This window comes from Shewanella sp. TB7-MNA-CIBAN-0143 (assembly GCF_040310065.1).
In the GTDB taxonomy this organism is placed as follows: Bacteria; Pseudomonadota; Gammaproteobacteria; order Enterobacterales; family Shewanellaceae; genus Shewanella.
This window is the reverse complement of record NZ_JBEOPL010000011.1, coordinates 123,654-141,002: the sequence shown is the minus strand read 5'-3', so window position 1 is coordinate 141,002 and position 17,349 is coordinate 123,654. Positions and strand designations below refer to the sequence as shown.

Sequence of the window (17,349 nt, the reverse complement as noted above, 5' to 3'; positions counted from 1 at the left end):
TAAAACAATAACACAATCTTAAGTGCTTAAGTGGCTGCGATTATATGACGTAAATATGACATTTGTGTTACAGACATTATTTATAGGAGAAATATCGAATGATGCGTTATCTTATTACTCTTCAAGCACCTGATAGGAAAGGTTTAGTAGAACAAATTGCTAATGTAGTTAGTCGCCATGGTGGTAACTGGCTAGACTCTGAAATGCGCCATATAGACGGTATTTTTGCAGCAATATTACAATTAGAAGTGCCTGCGCTAAAATGGGATGAGTTAATTGACGCCTTGGAATGCATTGACGGCTTAACTTTAACCTTCGCTAAAACAACCTTAAGTGCTAAACCTATTAAACATTTGCACTATAACTTAGTCGCATATGATCGCCCAGGGATTGTGTTGCATATATCTAATAAAATGAATGCCCTAGGCGTAAATATAGAACAATTTAGTAGCCAATATGAAACCGCCAGTCACACGGGCATTGCATTATTTAGAGCCACTATGGCATTAGGATTAACCGATCCGAGCCAAGAAGAGCAAATTACAGCATCACTGTATGAAATGGGTGATGATGTTGTATTAGATAAACTCAGTAAATCAGCATAAGTTAATTTAGACATTGAAAACCAATTAAGTCTAAAATCCGTTTTGATCCTCTGTTAAACTGCCACGAAATAATGATGATAAAAATGGATTAACCATGTTTGGAACGCTATCAAAACTGAAAACCCACCTCAATGATAACCATGAGGTGGAATATCATTTACCTGTTGGTGAAGCGCGTTTGGCGCTTAACCCGCTTATTGGTAAGTCATTAACCATGACTCATACAGGTAATATTTTTTGCAGCAACTGCGGTAAAAAGACCAAGAAAAGTTATTCTCAAGGTCACTGCTACGTATGCATGACAAAACTGGCCAGTTGCGACTTGTGTATAATGAAACCAGAAACATGCCATTTTGATCAAGGCACTTGCCGCGAACCTGAATGGGGCATATCAAATTGCTTTGTGCCCCACTACGTGTATTTATCGAATACATCAGGGATTAAAGTCGGCATTACTCGCCATACTCAAATCCCAACCCGTTGGATAGACCAAGGGGCGACTCAGGGCTTACCGATTTTTAAAGTGTCGACGCGTAAAATGTCGGGCTTAATCGAAATTGAATTAGCTAAATTCATTAACGACAAAACCCATTGGCAAGCTATGCTAAAAGGTCATAATGATGATGTCGATTTGGTTGAACAAGCAGCCCAACTTATTCCGCTAATTGAAGATAAACTGCAAGCGCTCGCAGCCGAATACCAAGACATTGTTATTGAACGCCTTGATGCCAACATTCAAGCGATTAGCTACCCAATTACGCAGTTTCCGGTGAAAGTTAAATCACACAACTTTGATAAAATTGCTGAAGTCACTGGTATTTTGCAAGGCATAAAAGGTCAATACCTTATTTTTGATACTGGGGTAATTAATATTCGTAAGTTTTCATCTTATGAAGTAGACGTTAGTTATTAAACTATCTAGCGATTAACTTGCTAATGACTTGTAACTTAATCGCTAAAAACCGTCTACATGCCGAAATAACGAGTTCAAAAGTAAAATTTGAACTTGTTAAGTAAAAATGACCAACCAGAATTACACTTAGTAACTAATAATTTATTTGATAAATATCAAACCGTTAACAGTAAAACGAGTGTTTTTTTAGTCTTGAAATGACAAATTTAACCAAGCGTTAAAAAAATCATTATGGTGAATCACTCATTTCCCCTAGAATTCGATTTATAAAAATATCTTATTAATTCACTACAGAGACCCTTTCATGGAGTTAGTATTCGCCATTGCTTTATTTGCTTTTTCTGCCGGTATTACTCCTGGCCCTAACAACATTATGCTAATGACCTCTGGGGTTAATTTTGGTATTAAGCGCAGTATTCCGCACTTAATGGGTATTAGCTTGGGTTTTCCGACCATGATATTAGCGGTCGGGCTTGGGTTAAGTGCAATATTTCAAGCTTATCCTTTTATTCATATTGTGATTAAAGTGATTGGTATTAGTTACCTACTTTATCTGTCATGGTTAATTGCCAATAGCAGCAGTAAAATGGAAGGTAAAAAAGTAAGCAAACCGTTTAGCTTTTTACAAGCGGCAGCATTTCAATGGGTAAATCCAAAGGGATGGATTATGGCGGTAGGTGCCATTGCTACATTTACCTCAGTACAACAAGAGATCAATAGCCAAGTCGTGACCATTGCCAGCGTATTTTTATGCGTGGCATTTCCGTGTGCGATTGTTTGGTTAGGGTTTGGCGTGGCACTTAAACGTTTACTTAAAAATGAGCGTCAGCAACGTATTTTTAATATCACAATGGCTTTATTATTAGTGGCATCGATCATTCCAATGATGTTACCGCCAGCAACCCACTAATCAATTTTTTAGCGTTAAAAGGTTAACTAATGGAACAACATGAATGTCTTACTCATACTGAAAATTGGGTAAAAGATGTCATTATGAAATACAACATTTGTCCGTTTGCCCGTCGAGAAGTCGAACGCGCTAGCATTCGTTATGTTGCCATTGAAGAAACTAAAACAAAGTCTGTGTTAAAGGCGCTAATTGAAGAGTGCCAATACTTAGATAATCATCCTGAAACTGAAACCACGCTGTTTATTTTGCCGCGAGGTTTTGAAGGTTTTTACCCTTATTTAGATTTAGTCGATTACGCTACCGATGAGTTAATTGAGCAAGGCTATGAAGGTGTTTATCAATTAGCGACCTTTCATCCGGACTATTGTTTTGAAGGTGAACCACAAGACAGTGCGGCTAATTTTACCAATCGCTCCCCCTACCCTTGTTTGCATATTATCCGTGAAGCCAGCATGGAAATGGCATTAGCCAACTATACTGATCCTGAATCCATTCCTGAGCGAAATATAGCTTTTGCGGAACGTAAAGGCAGCGATTTCTTTGTCCAATTACTGCAACATTGCACTAAATGAGTTGAGAAAGGTCACAGGCGATAAAGAGCGCTGACTAGCGATGACAAGCGATTAACAGCCTAGAGACTAGGGCGGACTTCGTCCTGCTAGACGCTGCGCGGCTATAAGAGCGGATAACAGTTGGATCCGTGGTGTAGCAAAAAACCTTCAGACTTAGTCGCTCAAGCTTTTATAGCCTCTAGCCGCGAAGCGTTCTAGCATCTAGGCTCTTTCGCTTGTCATCGCCCTTACCGCTTGTTATCAATTTATAGCCTAGAGACTAGGGCGGACTTCGTCCTGCTAGACGCTGCGCGGCTATAAGAGCGGATTAAGCGAGTAAGTGATGAAAACGATAACGAGCGATGATAAGCCTTCTAGCATCTAGGCTTGTTCGCTTGCTATCTTTGCTTAGATTGTCATCGCCCTTACCGCTTGTTATCAATTTATAGCCTAGAGACTAGGGCGGACTTCGTCCTGCTAGACGCTGCGCGGCTATAAGAGCGGATTAAGCGAGTAAGTGATGAAAACGATAACGAGCGATGATAAGCCTTCTAGCATCTAGGCTTGTTCGCTTGCTATCTTTGCTTAGATTGTCATCGCCCTTACCGCTTGTTATCAATTTATAGCCTAGAGACTAGGGCGGACTTCGTCCTGCTAGACGCTGCGCGGCTATAAGAGCGGACAATAGTTGGCTCCGTGGTGTAGCAAAAAACCTTCAGACTTAGTCGCTCAAGCTTTTATAGCCTCTAGCAGCGAAGCGTTCTAGCATCTAGGCTCGTTCGCTGTTCTCTCGCTTGTCATCGCCCTTACTGCTTGTTATCGCTTGTTATCAATTTATAGCCTAGAGACTAGGACGGACTTCGTCCTGCTAGACGCTGCGCGGCTATAAGAGCGGACAATAGTTGGATCCGTGGTGTAGCAAAAAACCTTCAGACTTGGTTGCTCAAGCTTTTATAGCCTCTAGCCGCGAAGCGTTCTAGCATCTAGGCTCTTTCGCTTGTCATCGCCCTTACCGCTTGTTATCAATTTATAGCCTAGAGACTAGGGCGGACTTCGTCCTGCTAGACGCTGCGCGGCTATAAGAGCGGATAACAGTTGGATCCGTGGTGTAGCAAAAAACCTTCAGACTTGGTTGCTCAAGCTTTTATAGCCTCTAGTCGCGAAGCGTTCTAGCATCTAGGCTCGTTCGCTGTTCTCTCGCTTGTCATCGCCCTAACCGCTTGTTATCGCTTGTTATCAATTTATAGCCTAGAGACTAAGGCGGACTTCGTCCTGCTAGACGCTGCGCGGCTATAAGGGCGGACAATAGTTGGCTCCGTGGTGTAGCAAAAAACCTTCAGACTTAGTCGCTCAAGCTTTTATAGCCTCTAGCAGCGAAGCGTTCTAGCATCTAGGCTCGTTCGCTTGTCATCGCCCTTACCGCTTGTTATCAATTTATAGCCTAGAGACTAGGACGGACTTCGTCCTGCTAGACGCTGCGCGGCTATAAGAGCGGACAATAGTTGGCTCCGTGGTGTAACAAAAAACCTTCAGACTTACTCGCTCAAGCTTTTATAGCCTTTAGCAGCGAAGCGTTCTAGCATCTAGGCTCGTTCGCTTGTCATCGCCCTTACTGCTTGTTATCGCTCGTTATCGATTTATCGCCTTAGCTTTTAGAAAGGATAAATTTGCTGACTTGTTGTGACATATCACTGGCATCACTTAATAGGTTGTCATTGAGCAAAGCAATCTGTTGTGATATTTCCTGCGTATGGTGATAGATATCGGTGATTTTCATCGCATTACGATTTACTTCTTCTGCTACGGCCGATTGTTCATGTGTTGAAGCGGCAATTTGTTGGTTCATGCTGTCAATCACGCTAACGTGTTGAGCAATCAATTTAAGCTCATTGCCTGCATGTTGTGACTCTGTAACGCTTTGTTGTGCTTGTACTTGGCCTCGCTGCATAGCACTGACGGCAGTGGCTGCACCCGCTTTAAGGCGCTCGGTCATCGCTTTAATGTCTTCTGTTGAACGTTGTGATCGCTGAGCTAAGGTACGAACCTCATCTGCAACAACGGCAAAACCTCTTCCTTGCTCACCCGCTCTAGCAGCTTCAATTGCCGCATTTAATGCGAGTAAATTAGTTTGGTCAGCAATAGAGCTGATGACCGCTAAAATGGTCACAATATCTTGTACATCTTTATCTAAACGTTCAATACTTTGTGCGGCATTAGCTATCTCTTTAGCCAACAATTGAATCGCATCGCTAGTTTTACTGACATCATTGTTGCCACTCTGCACTTCGATATTGGCATTGGCTGAAGCTTCTGAAACCTGTACCGCATTGGCAGCAATTTCATGGACGGTTGCGCTCATTTCTGTCATAGCAGATGCAACTTGTTCGGCTTCTGACGAACCTTGTTCAACATCGGCTTGCATTGAACGAGTAAAGCCATTCATTTGTTCAACGGCATGAACCAAACTCAATGCATTTCGACGTACGTGGGTAATAACGTGTTCAAATTCTGCCATCATTTGATTAAATGCTATCGAGATTTGGCCAAACTCATCATCAGATTGATGGCTTAAGCGAGTGGTTAAATCAAACTGAGTACCAGCATGCAATATCTGCTTGTGTAGCTGACTTAAACTACGATGCAAATAGCGAGAAACAACCATGCTCATCACAATAGCAAAAATCAGAGCCAGCAATAACACCGCGCCTGTGAGATACATATGCTCAGTTGCTTGTGACAATTTGTCTTGGCTTAATTGCGACAAATCTTGGCTGAATTGTTTTTCAAGCTGAGTTAGCAGCTCAATACGTACCGTTGCGATTTTAAACCAATCTTCAGGGCTTTGCTGCGCCATTGCAGCGCTGTCTTGTGCAAAAGCAATTTCACGAAGTTGACTAACATTTGCCATAGCACTGTCTTGTTGGGCTTGTTTAAAAATGCGAATGTTTTCTGGGCTAGCTGCGGCAATAAACCGTTCGGCATAAGTTTGTTGTTCCGCCACCAAAGTGACAAACTTTCGATATAACCCAGGGGGGAATTCACTGCGACCAAAAGTTGTGCTGAGTACTGCTCGCTCTATTCCTGCGCGTTCTTTTAATTGTAAAAATGCTGCGAACGCTTTGAGTGTTATACCTATTTGGCTATCTACACTCTGACTAGCTGCATTATCGACCATTGATAATAATAGGGTGTTGATGCGGGTATAATAACTAACTTGCTCTGCGACACTGATGTTAAGGGCCGTGACATTATTACGCATTTGGCTTAGCTGATTAAATGCTGAAGCAACTTCATTATATGTGGATTGTAATTGTTGCGGAAAATCGTCTTGCTGAGCAACAAGATTAAAACGTTGAATTTGTATGTCTGTTTGAGCACGTTGAGTCACTAAATTGTCTTTAAATGCTTGTCCTTTAGAGCCGAGGAAACCGGCACTCATACCTCGCTCTTTTTGCAGTTCATGTACTAAGGAGCTATTGATAATGGCAACCTGGGTTAAATCAATAACCAGTGCTAACTGATGCTGAGTTTTGTACTCATTATTAAGGTACATACCACCGAATAAAATACTGGTTAATAAAGGGGGAATGACAAGTAAGGCCAGTTTACGCGAAATATTGAGGTTGCTAATCCATTGCCAATTCATACATCATCCTTTTTAAAACACTTTTGATAAGTAAATTTATCTTCACTGAACCATAAACTAGATTAATAGATTTTGGTAAGTTATTTGCAACAAACTCAGATCTTGCTCACAGCTAATTTAGTTTCTTTTAATTTAATAATGCTTTAAATACATATAATTGAATAGTGAAAGTTATTCCACCTGCGTTAACGCCATACTTACGACATTGTCGGACAATAAAATCAATGAATGTTTTTATCGTGAATGGTTGCAGCGATAAACAAACTAAACACTATTTTTAGACCATCAATAACAACTTATAAACTGAGGCAAAACTCACTGATCAATTCAGGCCATTCATTAACCTCATCTATCGAGGCTGCAATGTGTAAGGTCGAATTAGGTATTGTGGCATGTAATTGAATGGCAGTTTCTATGGGATGGGTCTTGTCGCCGTGCCACGCTAAAATCAGGGTTGGCATGGTCAGTTCGGCAAGTTGCTGCTTACTGGGCAGATCGTTAAGGGCGGCAGCGCGAAACAAATGATCTAGCGTTTGACGTGTCATTAGTTTTAATCCGTCGAGCATGCCTAATACACTATGTTCATGACCATTAATCAGCCAACTTGGAAGTAATTTATCCCAATGTTTAGCGTTTATTTTAGCTAAACCTTTACCACCAAAAATGCGCGCTGCTTTGGCCATTTTATGATATTCGCCTACTTGTACTGCACGAGCATGCCATGCTGTGGGCGGGTTCATCAAGATTAACCCTTTTACCTTATGCGGATGTTTTAATGCTGCGAACAAACACGTAGCACTGCCCATTGATTGGCCACCTAAAATAAGCGATGGCGTTGCGTTAAAGTGCGTCGCGATACTTATCATGTCATTGGCCAGTTCTGGCCATACATAGTCTTCTACGCACTTACCGGCAGAAGATAAGCCATGGCCAACGGCATCATAGCGAATAAGCTGTAATTTTTTAGGAAACCGATGCCAGGCATATAAACCAATCGCATCTTCACTTTGGATACTGCCGGTTGACCCATGAGCCCAAATCAAAGTTTGTCCTTTACCATTAATGGAACAATTAAATTGATTGATATTAAATTGCTCTGTCATGATGCGGCACTCCTAATGAGGTTATTTATCCTCTTACTATTTCAATCAACCTATTAATAAATAATTTGATTGCATCTGTGGTATCAAACCGAAATGCTAAACCGTAATGAATTTCACTTAAGCCTTTGTTACGACGAGTTGGAAATCGGGTCATTTGAGCATTGTGATAGTAATCATATTTCGCGTGTACCCCGTCAATCGTAGCCAGCTCAGTGGAAAAAACTTCAAATGCCGGACGAATGATCAGTAATGGCGTTTTTCCTTCTACATGCAAATAAACCGGCTCTTTTAACTCAGGTAGCATGTATTCGGTGACATTCTTAATATTAAAATTAGTACGACATTGCAGTTCATTCAAGGTTGATGCGACTTGTTCAAGGGTGATGCTCATAAAGTAGATGCCTGTGCTGGAGAATGTCATTGATTTATATCACTAGAGTATATGGCCTAGCCGAATAAATAAAAACAAAAAGCCCCGAACAATTGTTCAGGGCTAATGGTGTTAATCAGTGGGCATTGGTTACAAACAATGCTGGTTACTGACAGTACTGGTTATAAAACCAGAATTACGCGTCAATACCTTTACTCACTAAGAATTCGTCGTAAGTGCCTTTAAAGTCATTAATTCCGTTAGGAGTCACTTCAAGAATACGAGTGGCTAGTGACGATACAAATGCACGGTCATGAGACACGAACATTAACGTCCCTTCATATTTTTCAAGCGCGTTGTTTAACGACTCAATAGATTCCATGTCCATGTGGTTGGTTGGCTCATCGAGTAATAAAATGTTCGGCTTTTGCATGATAAGTTTACCGAAATACATACGGCCTTTCTCACCACCAGATAATACTTTAACTGACTTTTTAATGTCATCTGCACCGAACAACATACGGCCTAAAATACCGCGTACAGATTGATCATCGTCATTTTCTTTGCGCCATTGGCTCATCCACTCGAACAAGGTCATTTCATTAGCAAAATCTGCTTCATGGTCCTGGGCGTAGTAACCAATATTGGCATTTTCAGACCAATTAATGGTGCCATCGTCTTGCGGGATATCATGTACTAAAGTACGTAACAAGGTGGTTTTACCCACACCGTTTTGACCCAAGATAGCAATACGTTCACCCACTTCAACCATTAGGTTAAGTTTGCTGAACAATGGTGTGTCGTAACCTTTGGCTAAGTTTTCAACCACTAATGCATTACGGAACAATTTCTTTTCTTGTTCAAAACGAATAAACGGATTGACGCGGCTTGATGCTTTGATGTCATCTAGCTTAATTTTATCAATTTGCTTAGCGCGTGATGTAGCTTGTTTCGCTTTAGATGCGTTAGCAGAGAAACGGGCGACGAAGGTTTGTAATTCAGCAATTTGCGCTTTCTTCTTGGCGTTGTCACTCATTAAACGTTCACGTGATTGCTGTGCAGCCATCATGTATTCGTCGTAGTTGCCAGGGAACACTCGTAGCTCACCGTAATCTAAGTCAGCCATGTGAGTACACACTGAGTTTAAGAAATAACGGTCATGCGAAATAATAATCATGGTGCTGTTACGTTGATTCAACATGTCTTGTAACCAACGAATAGTATCGATGTCCAAGTTGTTGGTAGGTTCATCAAGTAGCAGTAAATCTGGATTTGAGAATAGTGCTTGTGCCAATAACACACGCAATTTAAAACCTGGAGCAATTTCACTCATTAAACCAAAGTGTTGCTCAATGGAAATACCTACACCTAGTAGTAAGTCACCTGCGCGAGATTCAGCAGTGTAACCGTCCATTTCAGCAAATTCCATCTCAAGCTCAGACACTTTGATGCCGTCTTCTTCGCTCATTTCAGGTAAAGAATAAATACGGTCACGTTCTTGCTTTACTTTCCACAGTTCTCTGTGGCCCATGATCACAGTATCGACTACTGAAAAGTTTTCGTAGGCAAACTGGTCCTGGTTTAATTTACCCATGCGTTCGTTAACATCTATAGAGACGTTACCGCTTGATGGCTCTAAATCACCGGCAAGGATTTTCATAAAGGTGGATTTACCACAACCATTCGCGCCAATTAAACCGTAGCGATTACCGCCACCAAATTTTACTGAGAGATTTTCAAACAGTGGCTTAGCGCCAAACTGCATCGTGATGTTAGCTGTTGTAATCAAAATGAAATTCCAAATCGTGTTGTGTGTTAAAGCCCATATCAAATTGTAGTCTAATTGCTCGAGTTGACATCTATATGACTCAAGCAAACAAAAATGATATTGAAACTGGCATACGGCAGAGCCGAGGTAAATACGAAGCGCGACAGTGTAAGGATTTTTGGCCTAATTATCAACCTAGCAATGATACAAATACTGCCCGTTTTGAGATGTGACGGTGATGAAAGAAGTATTTGCGCGTCATTATAAATGTCTAAATAGCGATAATGCGTCAGCGTTGATTTAATGCCGAAAACCTAGAGCCGCTTTCGGCATCAACCATAACCTTGTGAACCGTTTAGTAAAAATCTTAATTACATTATACCTTTGCAGGTTCAGCCACATCATCTGAGAGAGTTTCAGCTTGGGTAAAGCAGTTTTGTAGAATTTTTTTAGACGGATATACGCCCACAGCACTATCAATCATCTGCGCATCAAAATCGATAATAATTGGAATTAAATTAGTTGCTTTGGTGATTTGACGTTTTCTCAATGCTTTCAATATACTGATGTCTACTTTTGAAGGAGTGTTGTCGAAAGTAAAATACAGATAATGGATCGTACTTTGAGACGTCATCCCTAGGGTTTTATTCAACCCAAGTAACGCAGTAAATAACTGCTCATGCTGAGCTTGAACTTGCTCAATTGACACCTTACCCATATCAATTACAGATATTGAAATAATATTGTTAAAATACTTTTTCGCCGCAATAAATGCTATGCCTTCAACTTTGGGTTTACCTTCTGTCTCGATAACAGATAGGTCTAACTCAGTAAAGTCATTGCTATTGATTAAGATATCTTTCAATCGCTCACGCCCAGTCGCTAACGAGCTAAAATAAGCTGCCTTTTTTTGCATGCGCTGTCTAACGTAAAGTGCTAATGAGCCACAAAGCAGTAAAAAAACTATTTTTCCACCGATACGATGCCAGAAATCGAGGTATGGAGCTTTAGGTAATACCACGCCAGCCTCTAAAACGAGTCCAGTGACTTCCAAGGGGGTTAAGTCTATATACAAGTCTTGTTGTGACAACATTCCAGCAAAACGGCCATCATAATTCCACAGTGGTAGAAACAATATATCAACAGATTTATAGATATAACCTACATCAATGAATTCACCATCTTGTGTTTGAAAGCGTGGATCATCAGGAAGTTCCACAACAGGTACAATGTTTTCACCACCAAAAGAGATTAAACCCGCTTTGGCGTGTGCAAGATGGGGCGTCATTAATAAACAGAATAGACAAAGCAACAGAGTATTTTTCATTTTAATCCTTTATTAATAAAAAATAGGCGACTAGCGAGGAGGCTAATCAATAACCGAGGAACCACAGGTTTTAACAGCAATGAGTCTTTTAGATTCCATTCAAACAGCGACTCACCGCCATTATACTAAAATATGTCTAGACGACAACGGCATCGCTTGTAATCGTCTATATCACTTAACGTTTTTTAGAGCTTCAAATAACCAATAAGATAATCCAATCCACCAGTGATAGCGGCGACTTGAGCATCGTTACATTCTTGCGCTGTCACGTTTGGACTGTCTGGATAAACCTCTGTGGTGGTATTGAAGTGATTGTCAGTAATACCAGCACATAAACTGAGTTTTTTGACCGGATAGTTAATCACCCCAAATTGCTCAATCGGTACTTCAATTAATTGTCCATTATCGTCAGGCGCGATATGAGTCACTTTAGCCACTGAATCAATCACTGCTTTTTGGAACGCTGGAGTTGGGTTATCACTGTCGCCGACTAGGTAGAAACCGTCAGGAATAATGCCTTTATCGTATTCTACGCCATCTCGAGCAGACAACAAAGGTCTAAACTCTAACTCATCGGTGTCGGTGGTTTCATGCAAATCAATGTGGGCATACACCTCACCTAAACTCGCGACAAATGCTATCAATGCAGCAGACTCTTCTGCTGGGCTATCGGCATAAAAAGAGCGATTAGGATCGATGGCTTTCGGGTTCCAGCGGTTAACGGTTTCATAACCCCAAGGGCTAATGCAAGGCGCTACAGCAACATTAAAATACTCGGTATAAGTTTGTGCTTTGGTGGTTAAAAACTGAATCGCGCCATGAACACCGCTGGTTTCATAACCGTGTACGCCACCGGTCACAAGAATGGTTTTTTTATTGCTATCCCACTGCTGAGATTTAAATGCAAACAGTGGATACTTATCAGCGTCATAAGATAATGCGCCGTATTGTACTTGTTCAAACGGACCAGTAATCTGAGCCAGTTTACTCACCACTTCATCTTGATATGAGCGTTTTATGGCAACTTGTGCTAACCATTGTGCTTTATCTGCATCGGTCCATTTTTGACCTGGAGTACCAATTGGATACGGTGTTGAATTGCTCATATTACCTCGTTAATCATTTATTTTATTGAGTTATGTATGTGTAAGTCACTTGGTTTTCACTGATGTTTATTGCTCAACTATTTGTTTACTTATATACCGTTTTACTGACCATTTCGCTGGCTAACTGGATGGGATTTAGCAAAGATAACCAATGCAATCCCAACAAAAATAATGCCAGCCGATACACCTAGATGAAAACTGATCATTTCATCTAAAAAGAGAATACCGCCCACTGCGGCAATCACAGGTACCGTTAATTGTAAAACCGCGGCATGGGTTGATGTAAGTCCACGCAATGCTTGATACCACAACGCATAACCAATACCCGAAGCAATTGCACCCGATAACACAGCTAACAATATGCCTTTAGCAGACAAGACTGTTGCTTGCGGCGCTGATGTTAATTGAGGTAAGAGCCACACCACCAATATCATCACCGCGACCAGAGGTAAACTGCGAATAAAGTTATAACCTGTATCAAATAATGGGTTAACTGACTTTTTGCCAAGCAAAGTATATCCACCCCAAGCACAGCCGCTGATCGCCATTAGCACTAAGCCGGTCATCGAAGGCGCACTCACGCCGGGCAACACTAAATAAGCAAAACCACTAAAAGCCAATAATGCGCCAATCCATTCAAGTAGGGTTAAGCGTTGGCCTTGAACATAGCTGATTAACATCATGCTAATTTGCACCGCGGCAAACAAAATCAACGCACCAGTGGCGGTATCGAGTAGCACATAGGCGTATGAAAAAGTCACCGCGTAAATAAACAATAATGCCGCAGCAAACATGCTGCCACGGCTAGTGGGTCGGCTTGTCCCTGCTTTAGTGTTACGCAATAACATTAATAGCCCCAACACTAAGGCACCAGCAGCTAAACGAATCGCAGTAAAACTGCTGGGATCTATAAGTGCAGGAGTTTGTTGGGTCGATAATGCCATACGACACAACACTGAATTGGCAGCAAATGCGACCAAGGCAATTAAGGTATACAAAGCGATAGAAAACCTTGATAAAAATGCGGATAAGCTAGACATAACAGAGCTACTTAGTCGATTTTTTGAAACTAAATTTATGAGTAAACCACTGTATTACAGCCACTTGCTGTACGTGGGTTAAGCCAAAGTAAACACAAATCCACGGTGAAATGAGTAAAAACCACGGGAGCGCCGCAGTCGAGCGACCTGAAAACAATAAATACAAAAAACCGCCATAGATAATAATCACGCCCAGAATGCCTACGATTAGCATGATTTTTTTAAGCAGGTATTCTAACTTCGCCACGTCATTAATCCTTAAAAGTAAAAAAGCCACGCCGAGCATAAGCTCGGCGTGACAACATCATAACAAACTGAATGTGGGTAACACCAATCACATTCATTATATGAAAGTGCGCAACGCGTTATATTGCACTGAGCGAACAGATAATGAGCACAATGAATATACTCTATCGCTTATAAGCGAATACCGCCGTCAATTTCAAATACACGGCCGTTAACGTAATCGTTTTCAATAATAAAACGTACGGTTGCAGCCACTTCTTCAGGCTGACCTAAGCGCCCTACTGGGACCATTTTTTCTAAACGCTCTAATGCTTCAGGTTTCATCGCTGCGGTCATTTCGGTAGCAATAACACCAGGAGCCACGGCAGCACTGCGAATATTATGACGGGCTAACTCTTTTGCCCACCCAACCGACATAGCCGCAACGCCCGCTTTAGACGCTGAGTAGTTAGATTGTCCCATGTTACCGGCTTTAGCAACGCTAGAGATATTAATAATTACCCCTGCTTGCTTGGTTTCAATCATCGCTGCTGCGGCTTCACGGCCACATAAAAAAGTGCCGGTTAAGTTAACATTGATGACAGACTGAAACTGCTGATACGACATGCGATCGGTGACAACGCCATCTTTGGCTTTAATCATTAGCCCATCACGTAAAATACCGGCATTGTTAATTAACACATTCACTTTACCAAAGTCTTCAACGATAAATTTAAAGCCAGAGACCACATCTTCTTCATCAGTAATGTCTAGGGCGTAACCTTGAACTTCAGTTACAGAACCTAAATCAGCACAAGCTTGTTCAAGTTTAGCCTGATCAACATCGATAAGCGCCAACTTAGCACCTTGGGCAGCTAAATCATGCGCCATAGCGAGACCTAACCCACCAGCTCCGCCAGTAATGACGACAACCTTATCTTTTAATTCCATCAACTGAATCCTTTATTTTTTCTTTGAAAATTGTTCAAAAATACTCGAAAAATCGCGACGACCATGGCCTTGGCGAGCATGATTAACATATAAACTGCGAGCCAGAGAACCCATTGGTGTGCTTGAATTAGAGGCGACCGCCGCTTCTTGCGACAACCCTAAATCTTTAACCATCAAGTCAACCATAAAGCCACCTTGGTAATCTTTTGACGACGGCACATTTTCCATCACATCTGGGCATGGATTGTACTTTTCTAACGTCCAGTTACCGCCGCTGCTGACTTTCATGATATCAGACAACACTTTAGGATCTAAACCATTATCCAAACCAAGTTGTAATGACTCGCTAGTACCCACCATTAACACAGACAACAGCATGTTATTACAAATTTTAGCAATTTGACCTGCACCTACTACACCAGCGTGAAAAATATTGCCGCCCATAACCGTTAATACCGTTTGCGCTTGTTGATAGGCTGCTTCACTACCACCACAAATAAAGGTTAAGGTTCCGGCTGCCGCGCCTGCTGTGCCGCCTGATACTGGCGCATCCATAAATTCGATACCCTTCTCAGCGGCTTTTGCTCCCACTAAACGGGCACTGTCGGCATCTATGGTTGAGCAATCTATCAGTAATGCCTGTTTAGACACGACATCTAACAAACCTTTATTATTGTCATCGCCTAGGTACAAGCTGCGAACATGCTTGCCTGCTGGCAGCATGGTAATCACAAAATCGGCGGCTGCCGCTGCGCCGCACGCGGTTTTAGCACTGAGTGCGCCTTGCGCCGTTAACGCTTCTACTGCGACAGGGTTTAAGTCAAACACAGTGACTGTCATACCCGCGTTAACTAAATTGGCCGCCATTGGGCCACCCATGTTACCTAAACCAATAAATGCTACTGTTGCCATTTCGTTAATCCTTTTTAAGTAAAGTCTGCTAATGGGTGTCTATCTTCAGCCCAAGGCGAGGTAACCAATTGGGTCACTTTATTCGCATCCACTGCGTCTACATCTGCAAATAACCATTTAGGTTGGCGATCTTTATCAATCAGTAAGGCGCGAACACCTTCGCAAAAATCACCCATAGAGCAACAATTGACACTCACACCTAACTCCCACTTAAAGCAATCAGCTAAGCTAAGTTCTGTGCCAAGTTCTGCCTGAGCAAAAATCAAGTGCCAGCTAATAGGACTGCCAGCTAACGCGGTCTTTTGGGCTCGTTTTAGCCAATCAAGCTCAGTGTTTAATGTCGATAATTGATGATGCACATCAAGGATGTCACCCGCCATCAACAAATCAATTTGTGCTTGGAATTGTTGCAGTTGGCTAACGGATAATGCCGCTAAGTGTGGCTGACTCATATTGGTCAACAATCCGCTCAGCAGTTGATGGTTTATCTCACTATCTTGACTCCAAGCCAGTTCAGCCATGGCATCGAATAACGGCTCTTTTTCATCGCTATTAAGAATATGATTTCCTAAACCGACATACAGCGCATCTGCACAGTTCATGTTGTAAGCGGTTAAGCCTAAAAACAACCCTGTTTTTCCCGGCATACGGTTTAAAAAGTAGCTGCCGCCAACGTCTGGGTATAAACCAATGGTCACTTCAGGCATTGCAATACGGCTACGCTCGGTAACAACACGATGGCTCCCGCCCGCCATTAGCCCGAGTCCACCGCCCATAACAATGCCGTCACCCCACACTAAAACGGGTTTGCCGAATTGATGCAGTAAATAATCAAGTTGGTATTCTTGGGTAAAGAACTCACACGCCTCTGTGGTCATGTTGTTCGGATTGGCTATGGATGCATGGTAAATGGCACGTACATCTCCACCAGCGCAAAAGGCTTTTTCGCCGGCGCCATCAAGCACAACACACGCAATACTGTCGTCTTGTTGCCATTTAGTGAGTTGTGCTTGCATTGCTGCAACCATGTCGAGGGTTAATGCATTAAGTGCTTTTTCAATATTCAGAGTTACCACGCCAATAGATTGACCTGATAACGTGCCTAAGGTTTGAAATATTACATCTTGAGTCATTAGCAGTTCTTCCAGTTTGGGGCGCGTTTTTGTAAAAAGGCCTTCACACCTTCAGCCTGATCTTCGGTATTAAATAAGCCAACAAACAGTTCACGCTCAAGCGGTAATGCTTGAGTTCGCGGCATAGTTCGTCCAGCTTGAATAAGGGTTTTACATACGCTGACACTGCTAGGTGATTGCTTAGCCACTTTCGCTGCTAACGCCACTGCGGCATCTAAGACATGGCCTTGTTCAACGACTTCTTCCACTAAGCCAATTTTTTCAGCCTTCGCAGCATCAATACGCTCGCCACATAAAATCATCCGTTTTGCCCAACCTTCACCCACTAATGCGGTTAAGTTTTGGGTGCCACCAGCACAAGGCAGTAAACCCACTGAGGCTTCAGGCAATGCCAATTGGGCTTGCGCTTCTGCAATTCGTAAATCACAAGCTAATGCCACTTCTAACCCGCCGCCCATGGCGTAACCATTAATGGCCGCAATAGATACACCTCTAAACGCACTTAAGGCTTCAAACGCTTCGCCGAAATGTGTTGCCATGGAAGCTGCATTGTCTTTATCGCCGTCAGCAAACAAATTCAAATCAGCACCTGCTGAGAAAAACTTGTCACCTTGACCGGTGATCACAAGCGCATAAACATCTTTGTTTTGATTCAGTTCGAGCACGATATGTTTCAGCGCTTGCAAACTGTCAGCGGTCCAAGTATTAGCTGGCGGATTATTCAGAGTCAAAATGGCCGTGTGGCCGACTATATGTTTTAGAATTGCAGGGTGTGTAGTCATAATGCTA

16 protein-coding genes are annotated in these 17,349 nt (G+C 42.2%); 4 read left to right on the top strand and 12 right to left on the bottom strand.

All coding sequences use genetic code 11. The features are described from left to right. The first annotated feature begins 98 nt into the window (after positions 1-98). From AAEY97_RS10980 to AAEY97_RS10965, 4 genes are all read left to right on the top strand, one after another. Entirely contained in the window at positions 99-605 is a 507-nt protein-coding gene (locus AAEY97_RS10980) for a glycine cleavage system transcriptional repressor (RefSeq protein ID WP_011636830.1), read from the top strand. A gap of 94 nt (positions 606-699) precedes the next feature. Next, the gene (locus tag AAEY97_RS10975; protein WP_350998826.1) at positions 700-1,518 is read left to right on the top strand and encodes a DUF2797 domain-containing protein; all 819 of its coding nucleotides are present in this window, start codon (positions 700-702) and stop codon (positions 1,516-1,518) included. 304 nt (positions 1,519-1,822) lie between these two features. Further along, positions 1,823-2,428, top strand: coding sequence for a LysE family translocator (locus AAEY97_RS10970; RefSeq protein WP_101086703.1), 606 nt, complete (start codon positions 1,823-1,825; stop codon positions 2,426-2,428). Positions 2,429-2,457: 29 nt separating this feature from the next. Next, complete coding sequence (locus AAEY97_RS10965; RefSeq protein WP_101086702.1) at positions 2,458-3,000, top strand: DUF1415 domain-containing protein; 543 nt, start codon at positions 2,458-2,460, stop codon at positions 2,998-3,000. Between the two features lie 1,624 nt (positions 3,001-4,624). Here AAEY97_RS10965 and AAEY97_RS10960 read toward each other — a convergent pair. The 12 genes from AAEY97_RS10960 to AAEY97_RS10905 form a co-directional block, all read right to left on the bottom strand. Next, on the bottom strand, positions 4,625-6,625 hold the full coding sequence (locus AAEY97_RS10960; RefSeq protein WP_162023452.1) for a methyl-accepting chemotaxis protein: 2,001 nt from the start codon (positions 6,623-6,625) through the stop codon (positions 4,625-4,627). A gap of 296 nt (positions 6,626-6,921) precedes the next feature. Beyond that, positions 6,922-7,728, bottom strand: a complete 807-nt coding sequence (locus AAEY97_RS10955) for an alpha/beta fold hydrolase (protein ID WP_162023453.1) — start codon at positions 7,726-7,728, stop codon at positions 6,922-6,924. 25 nt (positions 7,729-7,753) lie between these two features. Next, entirely contained in the window at positions 7,754-8,119 is a 366-nt protein-coding gene (locus AAEY97_RS10950) for a hypothetical protein (RefSeq protein ID WP_162023454.1), read from the bottom strand. Positions 8,120-8,294: 175 nt separating this feature from the next. After that, entirely contained in the window at positions 8,295-9,887 is a 1,593-nt protein-coding gene (locus AAEY97_RS10945) for an ABC-F family ATPase (protein WP_101086698.1), read from the bottom strand. A gap of 355 nt (positions 9,888-10,242) precedes the next feature. Continuing rightward, the gene (locus AAEY97_RS10940) at positions 10,243-11,193 is read right to left on the bottom strand and encodes a hypothetical protein (protein ID WP_350998821.1); all 951 of its coding nucleotides are present in this window, start codon (positions 11,191-11,193) and stop codon (positions 10,243-10,245) included. Positions 11,194-11,378: 185 nt separating this feature from the next. Further along, complete coding sequence (locus AAEY97_RS10935; RefSeq protein WP_101086696.1) at positions 11,379-12,299, bottom strand: M14 family metallopeptidase; 921 nt, start codon at positions 12,297-12,299, stop codon at positions 11,379-11,381. A 101-nt stretch (positions 12,300-12,400) separates the two neighbouring features. Further along, entirely contained in the window at positions 12,401-13,339 is a 939-nt protein-coding gene (locus tag AAEY97_RS10930; protein WP_350998818.1) for a DMT family transporter, read from the bottom strand. A 7-nt stretch (positions 13,340-13,346) separates the two neighbouring features. Continuing rightward, complete coding sequence (locus AAEY97_RS10925) at positions 13,347-13,553, bottom strand: hypothetical protein (protein WP_101087206.1); 207 nt, start codon at positions 13,551-13,553, stop codon at positions 13,347-13,349. Between the two features lie 203 nt (positions 13,554-13,756). After that, positions 13,757-14,515: an SDR family oxidoreductase gene (locus AAEY97_RS10920; RefSeq protein ID WP_011636818.1), complete on the bottom strand. Its 759-nt coding sequence runs from the start codon at positions 14,513-14,515 to the stop codon at positions 13,757-13,759. Positions 14,516-14,527: 12 nt separating this feature from the next. Next, the gene (gene mmsB, locus AAEY97_RS10915; protein ID WP_101086694.1) at positions 14,528-15,427 is read right to left on the bottom strand and encodes a 3-hydroxyisobutyrate dehydrogenase; all 900 of its coding nucleotides are present in this window, start codon (positions 15,425-15,427) and stop codon (positions 14,528-14,530) included. Between the two features lie 14 nt (positions 15,428-15,441). Continuing rightward, positions 15,442-16,560 carry an enoyl-CoA hydratase/isomerase family protein gene (locus tag AAEY97_RS10910; protein ID WP_350998814.1) on the bottom strand — a complete coding sequence of 373 codons (1,119 nt, stop codon included), beginning with the start codon at positions 16,558-16,560 and terminating at the stop codon, positions 15,442-15,444. Beyond that, positions 16,560-17,342 carry an enoyl-CoA hydratase gene (locus tag AAEY97_RS10905; RefSeq protein WP_162023460.1) on the bottom strand — a complete coding sequence of 261 codons (783 nt, stop codon included), beginning with the start codon at positions 17,340-17,342 and terminating at the stop codon, positions 16,560-16,562. Before AAEY97_RS10905 ends, AAEY97_RS10910 begins: the two co-directional genes overlap by 1 nt. Between the last annotated feature and the right edge of the window lie 7 nt (positions 17,343-17,349).

What these genes read in the sequence shown, in the direction of transcription:
- AAEY97_RS10910 (WP_350998814.1), bottom strand. Translation starts at nt 16,560, where the DNA reads ATGACTCAAGATGTAATATTTCAAACCTTAGGCACGTTATCAGGTCAA.
- AAEY97_RS10970 (WP_101086703.1), top strand. Translation starts at nt 1,823, where the DNA reads ATGGAGTTAGTATTCGCCATTGCTTTATTTGCTTTTTCTGCCGGTATT.
- AAEY97_RS10935 (WP_101086696.1), bottom strand. Translation starts at nt 12,299, where the DNA reads ATGAGCAATTCAACACCGTATCCAATTGGTACTCCAGGTCAAAAATGG.
- AAEY97_RS10955 (WP_162023453.1), bottom strand. Translation starts at nt 7,728, where the DNA reads ATGACAGAGCAATTTAATATCAATCAATTTAATTGTTCCATTAATGGT.
- AAEY97_RS10940 (WP_350998821.1), bottom strand. Translation starts at nt 11,193, where the DNA reads ATGAAAAATACTCTGTTGCTTTGTCTATTCTGTTTATTAATGACGCCC.
- AAEY97_RS10965 (WP_101086702.1), top strand. Translation starts at nt 2,458, where the DNA reads ATGGAACAACATGAATGTCTTACTCATACTGAAAATTGGGTAAAAGAT.
- AAEY97_RS10930 (WP_350998818.1), bottom strand. Translation starts at nt 13,339, where the DNA reads ATGTCTAGCTTATCCGCATTTTTATCAAGGTTTTCTATCGCTTTGTAT.
- AAEY97_RS10975 (WP_350998826.1), top strand. Translation starts at nt 700, where the DNA reads ATGTTTGGAACGCTATCAAAACTGAAAACCCACCTCAATGATAACCAT.
- mmsB (WP_101086694.1), bottom strand. Translation starts at nt 15,427, where the DNA reads ATGGCAACAGTAGCATTTATTGGTTTAGGTAACATGGGTGGCCCAATG.
- AAEY97_RS10980 (WP_011636830.1), top strand. Translation starts at nt 99, where the DNA reads ATGATGCGTTATCTTATTACTCTTCAAGCACCTGATAGGAAAGGTTTA.
- AAEY97_RS10920 (WP_011636818.1), bottom strand. Translation starts at nt 14,515, where the DNA reads ATGGAATTAAAAGATAAGGTTGTCGTCATTACTGGCGGAGCTGGTGGG.
- AAEY97_RS10950 (WP_162023454.1), bottom strand. Translation starts at nt 8,119, where the DNA reads ATGAGCATCACCCTTGAACAAGTCGCATCAACCTTGAATGAACTGCAA.
- AAEY97_RS10905 (WP_162023460.1), bottom strand. Translation starts at nt 17,342, where the DNA reads ATGACTACACACCCTGCAATTCTAAAACATATAGTCGGCCACACGGCC.
- AAEY97_RS10960 (WP_162023452.1), bottom strand. Translation starts at nt 6,625, where the DNA reads ATGAATTGGCAATGGATTAGCAACCTCAATATTTCGCGTAAACTGGCC.
- AAEY97_RS10925 (WP_101087206.1), bottom strand. Translation starts at nt 13,553, where the DNA reads ATGCTAATCGTAGGCATTCTGGGCGTGATTATTATCTATGGCGGTTTT.